This window comes from Muricauda sp. SCSIO 65647 (assembly GCF_021534965.1).
GTDB lineage: Bacteria > Bacteroidota > Bacteroidia > Flavobacteriales > Flavobacteriaceae > Flagellimonas_A.
In genome coordinates this window covers 1,809,850-1,822,142 of sequence record NZ_CP091037.1, presented here as the reverse complement: position 1 = coordinate 1,822,142, position 12,293 = coordinate 1,809,850, and the positions used below count along the sequence as shown (strand labels likewise).

The 12,293-nt window shown below is 43.0% G+C and carries 5 protein-coding genes; all 5 read left to right on the top strand.

Going from position 1 to position 12,293, the window contains the following annotated elements; all coding sequences use genetic code 11:
* Positions 1 to 12 precede the first annotated feature (12 nt).
* Positions 13 to 2,370: an ABC transporter permease gene (locus L0P89_RS08100; protein WP_235267900.1), complete on the top strand. Its 2,358-nt coding sequence runs from the start codon at positions 13 to 15 to the stop codon at positions 2,368 to 2,370.
* Positions 2,371 to 2,388: 18 nt separating this feature from the next.
* On the top strand, positions 2,389 to 4,758 hold the full coding sequence (locus L0P89_RS08095) for an ABC transporter permease (protein WP_235267899.1): 2,370 nt from the start codon (positions 2,389 to 2,391) through the stop codon (positions 4,756 to 4,758).
* Between the two features lie 142 nt (positions 4,759 to 4,900).
* On the top strand, positions 4,901 to 7,261 hold the full coding sequence (locus tag L0P89_RS08090) for an ABC transporter permease (RefSeq protein WP_313790950.1): 2,361 nt from the start codon (positions 4,901 to 4,903) through the stop codon (positions 7,259 to 7,261).
* Positions 7,262 to 7,436: 175 nt separating this feature from the next.
* Positions 7,437 to 9,833, top strand: a complete 2,397-nt coding sequence (locus L0P89_RS08085) for an ABC transporter permease (protein ID WP_235267897.1) — start codon at positions 7,437 to 7,439, stop codon at positions 9,831 to 9,833.
* A gap of 21 nt (positions 9,834 to 9,854) precedes the next feature.
* Positions 9,855 to 12,278, top strand: coding sequence for an ABC transporter permease (locus tag L0P89_RS08080; protein ID WP_235267896.1), 2,424 nt, complete (start codon positions 9,855 to 9,857; stop codon positions 12,276 to 12,278).
* Positions 12,279 to 12,293: the final 15 nt, after the last annotated feature.

The following is a 12,293-nucleotide window of genomic DNA, read 5'->3' as shown; positions in this document are numbered from 1 at the left end:
AAGTGAACAGCTATGTTCAAGAATTATTTAAAAATCGCTTGGAGGAACCTATTACGGAACAAGGGGTTTTCTGCCCTTAACATTCTGGGATTGTCCATCGGCCTTACCGTAACGGCACTGATTGTTTTATGGATCAATTTTGAAATCGGATTTGATAAATTCCATGACAATGATGCTAGAATCTATCAGGTGTACAACCAATATCCAGTCGATGGTGAAATCTGGACATGGAACTCCACACCGAAAATTATGGCCAAGACCATAAAGAATATGTATCCCGAAGTGGAACGGGTTACCCGTCATAATTATGAAAACTTATTTCTGTTCACCAATGGCGAAAAGAACATCAAGGGCAATGGCACCTTTGTAGATCCAGATTTTTTGCACATTTTCAGTTTTCCTTTGGTCAAAGGCGATATAAACCAAGTTTTGGATGGGGTGAATTCCGTTGTGGTAACCGAAACTTTTGCCAAAAAACTGTTCGGTGACAACGATCCCATGGGCAAAACGGTCAAAATCGACAATGAAGATCTTTTTACCGTTACCGGGGTTTTAAAAGACTTGCCCAAAAACACCGAATTTACTTTTGAATATTTGATCCCGTGGAAATACCTCACCCAAAAAGGGTTAGACGATGAAAACTGGGGCAATAACTCTGTAGCAACCTACGTAATGCTCAAAAATGGCGTGGACCATGGTTCTTTTGCTTCAAAAATTAAAACACTAAGGAAAGTCCATGATAAGGATAGCCCTGAAATGGTAACCTACCTTTACCCTTTCTCGCGCAACCATCTGTACGGTGAGTTTGAAAACGGCCTTGAGAAGGGAGGGCAAATAGACATAATACGCATGTTTGGCATTATCGCCGGAATCGTATTGCTCATTGCCTGCATCAATTTCATGAATTTAAGTACCGCGCGGAGCGAAAAAAGGGCCAAAGAAGTAGGGGTACGTAAAGTGGTGGGCGCCCGAAAGAGTAGTCTTATCGGTCAGTTCATGGGCGAGTCAATACTACTGGCCATAATCAGTGCCTTTTTTGCATTGATACTTGTGGTCATCACATTGCCCACCTTTAGTGGGTTGGTCGAAAAACCCTTGTCATTAAATTTCAGGGACCCTATGTTCTGGGTCATCTCTGGAGCGATTGTCATTTTTACAGGATTGTTGGCGGGCAGCTATCCATCTTTATATTTATCCGCATTTAAACCTGCCTCTGTACTCAAAGGAACTTTTCAAAAACAGAACACGCTCATTACGCCAAGAAAAATATTGGTGGTCACCCAATTTGCGGTAGCGATCATTTTAATTTCTTCGACACTCATCGTCAGACAACAATTGAACAAGGTGCAGAACCGTCAAATGGGGTACTCTCAAGACAAGCTGGTGTATGTTGAAATGGAAGGTGATCTGCAAAAAAATTATGCCCTCATCAAGAAAGAATTGAATGCATCGGGCACTACGGTCGCAGTGACCAAAACGATGTCTCCGATCACCCAAAATTGGAGTAATTCTTGGAATATAGGTTGGAAAGGAAAAGACCCCGAAGACAAAACCTTGATCTTAAGGTTCAATGCAGACGACGATGTCATTAAAACCTTTGGTTTTGAACTGGTCGAGGGACGGGATTTTGATAAAACCCGATTTCCCACTGATTCCACGGCCATGATCATCAATGAAGCTGCCGTAGCGCACATGGGCTTTGACGAGCCCATTGGCAAACAGATCAGCGATATGGGCACAGATTGGACGGTCATCGGGGTGGTAAAAGATTTTATACTCACCTCCCCGTTTCAAAAGATAGAACCCATGATCGTGCACTGTGGTTGGGCCGACAATATTATCAATATGAAGCTGAACCCCAATCGTTCAATAGGGGAAAATTTGGCACAGGCCGAAACAATTTTCAAAAAATTCAATCCGAATTATCCTTTTGAATACAAGTTCGTCGACAAAGAATACGAACGCAAGTTCAATAACCAAAAACGCACAGAGACCCTTGCTTCGTGGTCTACGTTGTTGACCATTATCATTTCATGTTTGGGACTGTTCGGGTTGGCCAGTTATATGGCAGAAAACAGAATCAAGGAAATAGGTGTCAGAAAAGTTTTGGGAGCTTCGGTTGGCAACATCACCACCCTACTATCCAAATCATTTTTAAAATTGGTGGCGTTGGCCTGTTTGATCGCCATTCCCGTTTCATGGATTTTTATGCGTGAGTGGCTACAAAATTTTGATTTTAGGATAGAACCATCGGGATGGACCTTCTTATTTGCTGGCGTATTGGCCATAGCAATCGCCCTTATTACGGTAAGCTATCAAGCCATTAAAGCGGCCATACGAAACCCCGTAAAAAGCTTGCGCACCGAATAATCAAAAAAGCGGGCAGTTATGTTTAAGAACTATATAAAAATCGCTTGGAGAAACATCATAAAGAACAAGGTGCTCTCAATTTTAAATATAATTGGGTTGGCGACCGGGCTATTATGTAGTCTACTTATTTATCTATGGGTCTCCGATGAACTGGCCGTCGATAACTACCATGAGAATATAGACCGCCTTTATTCGGTATATCAAAGACAAATCTTCGAGGGCAGAGTAGATGCGTTCTATTCCACCCCGGCATTACTTTACAAGGAACTAAAAAATAAGATCCCCGAAATCGAGAAAGCCGCTCCCACGAGCTGGAGAGGCTCTAAAACCTTTGCCTATAAGGATAAAACGTTTAGACAGGAAGGGTTTCATGTAGGTGACGATTATTTTGATATGTTTTCGTACGACTTCTTGGAAGGTACTGTAGCCTCAGTAATGGATTCGCCCGATAATATCGCGATATCAGAAGAAATGGCGCAGCTATTTTTTGGGAGTGTCGAAAATGCTATTGGCAAATCGATCACTTATGAGAACAGCCGTCCGTTACAGGTGTCTGCTGTGCTCAAAGACGCTAGCCCTGCCAATTCCAAAAAAGCCGATTTTTTCGTGCATTGGGATATTTTTCTTGAAGAAAACAGCTGGGCTCCCGATATTACCAATAGCGGTCCGCCGACCTTTATAATGCTTAAAGAGAATTCTGATGTCGCTGTAGTACAGACCAAAATCAAAGATTTTCTAACTCCGTACCGAACGGAAGAAGATGCCAATTTTACGGTAGAATTGGGGCTGCAACCTTATGGCGAGAGCTATTTGCACAACGGCTTTGAGAACGGCATAATTTCCGGTGGTCGTATCGAGAATGTGCGCATTTTTGGATTCATCGCGTTTTTCGTTTTGTTGATCGCCTGTATCAACTTTATGAACTTGGCGTCTGCCAGTTCAATAAAACGAGCCAAAGAAGTTGGGGTGCGGAAATCTTTGGGTGCAAAAAAAGGAAGTTTGATATCCCAGTTTTTGGGAGAGGCGCTACTACTTTCTCTCATTGGCACCATTTTATCATTGCTGTTGGTTTCACTTTTATTGCCCATGTTCAACGAGCTTGCGGGAAAGGATTTAAGTCTTCTTCGCCTATCGCCCTTATCTTGGTCGGGTATTTTTGGAATTGCACTGTTGACAGGCTTTGTATCTGGAAGTTACCCCGCATTCGTACTGTCTTCCTTTAAAGCAATAGACACTTTCAAAAGCAATGGCAACGCCAATGCCAGTTCACAATGGGTACGGAAAGGCTTGGTGGTTTTTCAATTTGCCTTGACGGTCATCTTGATTTCAGGAATGCTGATTACTTCACGTCAGATAAATTATATACAGCATGAAAACTTCGGTTTTGACCGCCACAATGTGGTTGCCTTTATTTTTCAAGGCGATTCTACGCATACGTTTGCTGGCCTAAAAGAAAGAGTGCTACAACTTCCTGGTGTTGAATCCGTATCCATCACCGATGCAGGGCCCATGCAGATATCAAATGGTTTTGACGACGTGGTCTGGACTGGCAAACCCGATAATGACCCAACCATATTTATGAGTATGGCCGTAGGATCTGATTTTGCCGAGGCCTGGGGTACAGAATTACTTGTAGGCAGCGATTTCGCCGATGACCGTGTTGCCGATAATTCGGGCTACATTATTAATGAGACCGCTTTGAAAATAATGGGGCTTGAAGATCCGATAGGCAAGCCCTTGGCGATGTGGGGCAGAGAAGGTGAAATTGTAGGGGTGATGAAAGACTTTCCCGTAAATACCTTAAAATCTACGATCCCCCCATTAATAATCCGTAATGGGGAATATCTGAACAGGGGAGCGGTTTTAGCACGAATCAACCCCATAAATGTGGCCCAAACGGTAGAAGCTTTAGAAAACGTGTATGCCCAAATACTTCCCGAAATTCCGTTCCAGTACATCTTTACCGATGCATGGTACAATGATATGTATAGAAGCGAGACGGTATTTTTTAGGCTCTCCCAATACTTTTCGCTAATGGCGATATTCATTTCATGCCTAGGGCTGTTCGGCCTGGTCATCTTTTCGGCCCAGCAAAGAGTAAAGGAAATCGGAATACGAAAAGTGCTGGGTGCTTCGGTCAGTAAAATCACAAGTCTTTTAATAAAAGATTTTTTGAAGCTTGTGGTCATCGGCATTGTAATTGGCTTTCCCGTTGCCTGGTACTTTATGGATAAATGGCTGACCAACTATGAATATCGCATCGATATGCCTTGGTGGGCTTTTGGGTTGGCTGGAGTTTTGGTCATCGCAATAGCATTATTGACAGTCAGTTTTAAATCGATAAGTGCCGCCATGACAAATCCGGTAAATAGCCTAAGAACGGAATAAAAAATCCCTTTTGGCCTGCTTAGCAGCAAGTCAGGCTCCCCCATAGGGGAGGAAAAAGATAAGAGAATGAAAATGTAAAAAATCAAAGCGCGATCCTGTTCCCCTTATAGAGTGGGCGGCCGCGGCCCTTAAGACGACCATCATGATAACACAAAATTTTAAACTATTTCTAAGAAACATCTATAGAAATAAAAGCTCTTTTCTAATAAACATGATCGGCTTGTCAACAGGCCTGGCCTGTACCCTGTTGATATCGCTATGGGTGCTTGACGAGCTTGGCGTCGATAAATTCCATAAAAACCATGACCGGATCTATCAGGTGATAGAACATTTGAATTTTACCGATGGTATCAAGACGATGATAGAAACTTTCGGTCCCATGGCAGAATTGTTGGTCGATGAAATGCCCGAGGTAGAATATGCCGCAGAGGCCATTCCTCCCTCCTGGTTTGGCAAGCACAATCTTTCCATTGGCGAGAAAAATATCAAGGCAGTGGGGCAGATTGTCGGTAAAGATTATTTCAATATTTTTTCCTACGGGCTACGCTATGGCGACAAAAACCAATTGCTTGAAGACCCCAACTCCATTGTCATTTCAAAAGAATTGGCCGTAAAGTTGTTCGGTACTGCCAAGAATGTGGTCGGTCAAGCCATAACGTACGAGCAAGACAGGCTCTTTACGGTTTCGGGAATCTTTGACGGAACCCCATCCAATTCCACCATCCAATTCGATTTTGCCCTTTCCTCCCATGCCTATAAAGATGTTCCTCCATGGAATTCGCTCCATACATGGAATGGCAGTGGCCCACAGGTGTATGTACTGCTAAAAGAAGGAACCAATGTCAACGCATTGAATGACAAGGTAGACAAGATTCGAAAAAGTGCGAATGAAAATACCATTAGAACCGCGGTCTTGGTGCCCTTTTCCGAGCATTACCTCCATGGCACATATGAAAATGGAAAACAGGTCGGGGGGCGAATCCAATATGTTAGGCTCTTTTCCCTTATTGCCCTTATCATTCTGGTCATTGCCTGTATCAATTTTATGAACCTCTCTACGGCAAGGGCAACCAAAAGATTGAAGGAGATTGGGGTAAAAAAGGCCGTTGGGGCAAACCGAAGGGTTTTTATAGCACAGTTTCTTGGCGAGTCAATTGTAATGGCATTTATGGCCTTGATCATCGCAGTTATCGTGGTGGCACTCTTTCTGCCACAATTCAATGTAATCGTTGGAAAACAGTTGGAATTGGACTTTAATGTACCCTTTGTCTTGGTTGCTTTGGGCATTGCCATTTTTACGGGCTTTTTTGCTGGAAGCTATCCTGCCATTTACCTATCAGGGTTCAATGCCGTGGCAATCCTAAAAGGAAAACTAAGCCAATCTTTTGGAGAATTATGGACACGTAAGGGATTGGTCATCATTCAATTTTCCCTCTCCATTATTTTGATTGCATCGGTATTGGTGGTGTACAAACAAATGGATTATGTTCAAAGCCAAAACTTAGGGTATGGGCAAGACAATGTTGTCTTGTTTGGTGTCGAGGGCAAGATAAAAACCCAAAAGGCCTCCTTTCTTTCAGAGTTAAAGAATATGCCCGGAGTGCTGAACGCATCCACTACGACACACAGCATGGTGGGCCACAATTGGTCCGTTGGGTTGGATTGGGAAGGAAGGAACGAAAGAAATATTGCTTTTCAGGTAATCGGCGCCGATTACGGTTTTATAGAAACCATGGACATGGAGTTAGTGGCGGGTCGTAGCTTCAGCAGAGAATTTGGGGCCGATAGCTTAGGCCTTGTGCTCAATGAAACGGCCATTGCAACAATGGGGCTTGAAGATCCTTTGGGCAAGGTTGTACGCGGATTTTTTGGTCAGGGAAAAATAATCGGAATCGTCAAGGATTTTCACTTTAAGTCGTTGCACGATAAGGTGGAGCCGCTGTTCCTCACCTTGATGCCCAATGCCACCAATAAGGTAATGGTTAGAATAAAGGCCGGTAAGGAAAAAGAGGCCCTTGCCGAAATGGAAAAACTGCATCGAACATTTAACCCCAACCTGCCCTTTGAATATGAATTTTTAGACAGCAACTTTCAAGAACTCTATACATCGGAACAACGGGTGGCCTCCCTGTCAAAGTACTTTGCGGGCTTGGCCATCCTTATTTCATGTCTAGGTTTGTTTGGTCTGGTCATCTTTACTACTGAAAGAAGACGAAAGGAAATCAGTATTCGAAAAGTCTTGGGCCAAAGCACCTCCCAAATTATGCTGATGCTTTCAAAGGGGTTCGTGCAACTGGTTTTGATCTCAATGTGCATTGCCCTGCCCATTGCCTATCTATTGGCCCAAAATTGGTTATCGGGTTTTGCCTATAGAATACCCCTGCACCTTTGGTATTTTGTGGCCGCGGGCGTAATGGCGTTGGGCATTGCGCTCTTGACCGTGGGTGGGCAGGCTATTCGTGCAGCAAACGGGAACCCGGTAGAGGGATTACGGGAGCAATAGAAAGCCCACCACCAATTAGATATCCCCATTGGTCGTGCCCCTTTGCAGGGGGAATATGGGTGAAGGGCACCAACGTAGATGGAAAAGACCTTGTAGGTCTCATACAAAAAAGAACAAGTACATGAAACGGATGATCACAAAAACGGCAATGATCTAAAAACTGAAGAAATACATCATGTTAAAAAACTATTTAAAAATCGCATGGCGCAATTTATGGAAGAATAGAATCTACTCGGTTGTCAATGTAGGTGGGCTGGCTGTTGGAATGGCCGTGGCCTTGATGATCGGGTTGTGGGTGGTAGATGAATTGACCCATGACCAATATTTTGGGAATAAGGACCAAATTGCCCAAGTTTATCAGAATAGGACAAGAAATGGAAGTATAAATACCGGGAATGCCGTACCCAGACCTTTGGAGTTTGTACTCAGGGAACAATATGCAGACCATTTCAAACATATTGTAATGGCATCATGGGAATGGAAACAAAGCTTGGCATATAATGACAACATCATTTCCCGTATGGGGAATTACATGCAGGCCGGTATCACTGATATGTTAGACCTCAAAATGGTGAACGGCCAAAAGGATGGCCTGCAAGATATCGATGGTATTATGTTGGACAAATCAACTTCTCAAGCTCTTTTTGGGTCTGAAGACCCCATAGGAAAGGTTGTCAGGGTAAATAACGAAATTGACGCGACCGTAACCGGGGTATATGAGGATATACCGTTTAACAATTCGTTTCATGGTCTCCAATTTTTGATACCCTGGGAAAGGTACCTAGCCTGGCGTGAATGGGTCTCGGAGGCCAGGGATAGTTGGAACAACAACTCGTTTCAGATGTTGGTACAGATAGCCGACAATATGGAGATGGATGAGGTTACCGCTATAATAAAGAACGTCAAGAAAGACCAACTCCCCGAGGCCCAAAGCAATCCCCAACTCTTTCTTTTTCCCATGAAAGATTGGTATCTGCGCAATAATTTTGAGGAAGGCCGCCAAGCAGGTGGCCGTATTACCTATGTTAAGCTATTTGGTATTATAGGCATTTTGGTGTTGGTGCTGGCCTGTATCAATTTTATGAACCTCGGTACTGCACGATCTGAAAAAAGGGCCAAAGAGGTAGGGCTTCGAAAAACGATAGGTTCAAATCGGGGTCATTTGGTGCATCAATTTCTTGGAGAATCTTTTTTGATAACCCTATTGGCCTTCTTTTTTGCCGTTATCTTGGTACTGGTCTTCTTGGGTAGCTTTAACGAACTGTCTGGCAAGGAAGTACAATTACCGTGGAAAAGTCCGTTATTCTGGATGGCTTCAATGCTATTTATTTGTATTACGGCACTGCTATCGGGAAGCTATCCGGCACTATATCTGTCTTCTTTTAAGCCCGCAGAGGCCCTGAAGGGCACATTTAAGGTCGGACGGTTTTCGGTTCTCCCAAGAAAAGCGTTGGTGGTCATTCAGTTTACGGCATCGGCGGCTTTTATCATTGGCACCCTGGTGGTATTGCAACAGATTCGTTTTGTAAAAAACCGGCCGGTTGGCTATGATAAAGAAGGGCTTATACAAATACCCGCCGCAGGGCAGGAGTTTTCAGAAAAAAGAGAACTGATTCGAAACGAATTTCTGGCATCGGGCGCCATAACAGAAATGTCGACCTCTAGCGCACCTGCCACTGAAATCTGGTCAAATGCAGGCAACTATACCTGGGATGGAAAACCAGACGATTTTCAAGTAAGTCTAGCTTGGACTTTTGTATCCCCAGAATATGCCAAGTCACTTGGTTTAAAGGTAATCATGGGAAGGGACTTCTCTAGGGAATTTCCAACAGATTCAAATGCCGTCCTTATCAATAAGGCCGCAATGAAATACATGGGCCTTTCCAATCCGATTGGCAAATACCTAAGAAATTCAGATACTGATAGCCCCGACCCTCCCTTAAAAATCATCGGAGTGGTCGAAGATATGATTGTACAATCTCCCTTTGAGCCAGTAAGACAAGGGGTTTATGCATTCGACAAATATGGCATAACCAATTTTTACAATCTTCGGCTAAACCCACAAAAAAGCACAGAGGAAAACCTCGAAATGGTTGAGAATGTGTTTAAGGAGCATTTTTCAAAAGTACCATTCGACTACCAGTTTGTAGACAACCAATACGCCATCAAGTTTCAATCAGAGGAGCGCGTGGCGAGTTTGGCCGGGATTTTCACGGTCTTGGCAATTTTTATAAGCTGCCTGGGACTCTTTGGGCTTACGGCTTTTGTCGCCGAACGGCGTACCAAGGAAATAGGGGTTCGAAAGGTGTTGGGCGCGTCGGTATTTGGTCTATGGAAAATGCTTTCCAAAGACTTTTTGGCCCTGGTCCTCATTGCATGCACAGTCGCTATACCCATAGCATTCTATATAATGAAAGGATGGTTGCAAAATTATACCTATAGGATCGACTTGTCTTGGGCAATATTTGCAGCGGCCATTTTAGGAGCCCTGTTTATCACGTTCATTACCGTGAGCTTTCAGGCCATAAAGGCCGCCAATGCCAATCCGGTAAAGAGTTTGCGTACCGAATAATCATCAAAAAACTGAACCATCATGATCAAAAACTATTTGAAGACCATTTTTCGAAGGGCCGCAAGAGACCGCCTGAACACGCTAATAAATCTTTTTGGCCTTTCTGTGGCCATTACCTGTTGTTTGGTCATCTTTCTATTTGTCGATAATGAATTGAAATATGATACCTTTCATGAACATGCGAATAAAATCTATAGAATTACCACCCACGAGGCTTCTGAAGATGGCATCACCAGAAATTTTGCCAATTCTTTTATGCCCTATGCACCGCTGCTTGAATCTAAATTTTCCTCGATAGCGGAAACGGTTAGGATATTGCCGCAAAATGTTAGCATAAGTGATGACCAAAACCTAAATCTTTTTCAAGAGTCCAACTTTTTTTATGTAGACCCTTCTTTTTTGGATGTGTTTTCTTTTCCCCTTGTTCAGGGCAATAAAGAAAAGGCCTTGGCGGCTCCTGACAACATTTTGATAACTCAAGCCATGGCCAGAAAGTATTTTGGCAAAAAAGATGCATTGGGCGAGGTGCTGAAAGTGGAACAAAACCATACGTTCAAAGTAGCAGGAATTCTTATGGATCCCCCCGATCAATCTAGCTTAAAATTCGATTTTATTGTTCCAATGGCAGCGGCAGAGGATATCTGGGGGTCCTGGATAGCCGATTCGAATAGCACATGGTACTATCCTCCTGTTTATAGCTTTGTACAACTCAGCGCAAATGTCGATGTTGACGAGACCGTACAATACATCAAAAGTGTTGAAAAACAGTTCTTGCCTGAAAATATAGGAAAGACAAGAACACATGCCGTTCAAGGTCTTACCGAGGTTCATTTTTCAGGGCTTGAAAACGAATTGCACCCTTCGATCAATCGAAATGTACTATTTCTTTTCATCGCCGTTGGCATTGTCATATTGCTTGTGGCGGCCTTCAATTTTGTTAACCTTTTCCTTACCAAAATAGTACTACACTTAAAAGCAGTTGGCATTCAAAAGGTGCTAGGAGCCAATAATCGCAGTATATGGAAAGAATTGCTGCTAGAAAGCTTTGCTTTTCTTTTTGTTTCCATGCTATTGGCGCTGGTCTGGGGGGTGCTTGTTCTTCCTGGGTTCAATGCACTGATGAAAACACAACTCAACTTATCTTCGATTTTCACCACAGGGGTTATCTTTTACCTAATGGGGTTATTGCTGCTTCTTAGCATTCTAATTTCCATTATTCCTTTTCTGATTATTTCCAGATTTCGACTGATTGCCTTTTTGAAAGGCAGGGGGACTTCTGTATTTAAGGGGAAAAAATCCTCTTCCGTTCAATCAGCCTTACTTGTATTACAATTTGTCGTTGCGGTTACCTTGATCATTGCAACGGTTGTCATGCAATCGCAAATGCACTACATACGAAAGAAGAACTTAGGTTTTCAGAAAGACCAAGTACTTGTGGTTCCCGTAAGGGATGAGGCTGTTCAAAATAGGTTTGTTGCCGTTAAAAACAAGATTCTTCAACTACAAGGAGTAAAGGAAGTTTCTACCATTTCAAATTTTCCGTGGGAAAAGGGCTTTTATGATTTTGAAACATCGATAAACTACGATGGCCTGGTTACCAAAGCCAATCTAAGCACCCTTTTGGTAGATGAAAACATCATAAACACATTAGACATGGCCATTGTAAATGGGAGGGGATTCTCCAATGAACATGGCACCGATTCCACTATGGCCTTTATAATGAATGAAGCGGCGGCATCAAAGTTTGGAATCAAGAATTTGCAAAATGTGAAGTTGTCCATGACAGGTATCTCTTCTTCAAGTGCCAAAGAAGGGCGTCTAATAGGAATAGTAAAAGATTTTCATTTGCAATCGCTACACGATAAAATTCAACCCTTGATTCTTACCGTTGCTCCCAGAAGCTATTACATCGATAACATTCTAATTCAATTATCGGGATCAGATGTCGCGTCAACCATAAATTCTATTGAAGCACAATTAAAAGAATTTGTACCTGGCAGACCTTTTGAATTTTTTTTCTTGGACGATGCGTTTGAACGGTTATACCAAAGGGAGTCGCTACTAAGCACATTATTTCAATATTTTTCAATTATTGCGATTATCATTGCCTGTTTGGGGCTGCTTGGAATAACAGCCTTTACCACGGCCCAACGGCTCAACGAAATCGGTATACGAAAAGTGTTGGGTTCTTCTGTAGCTGGAATCGTGAACCTGCTCACTTCTGGTTTCATAAAACTTGTTTTAGTCGCCATTGCCATTGCCATTCCCTTAGGATGGTGGGCCATGGATAGATGGTTAGAGGGCTTTGCCTATAAAACTACCATCGGTTGGTGGGTATTTGCTTTGGCCGGAATCAGCACTTTGGCCATTGCCATGCTCACAGTTGGCTGGCAAAGTTTTAAAGCCGCTACTACCAATCCTGTTGAAGTTTTGTGTAGAGAATGATCACATATCAATCAA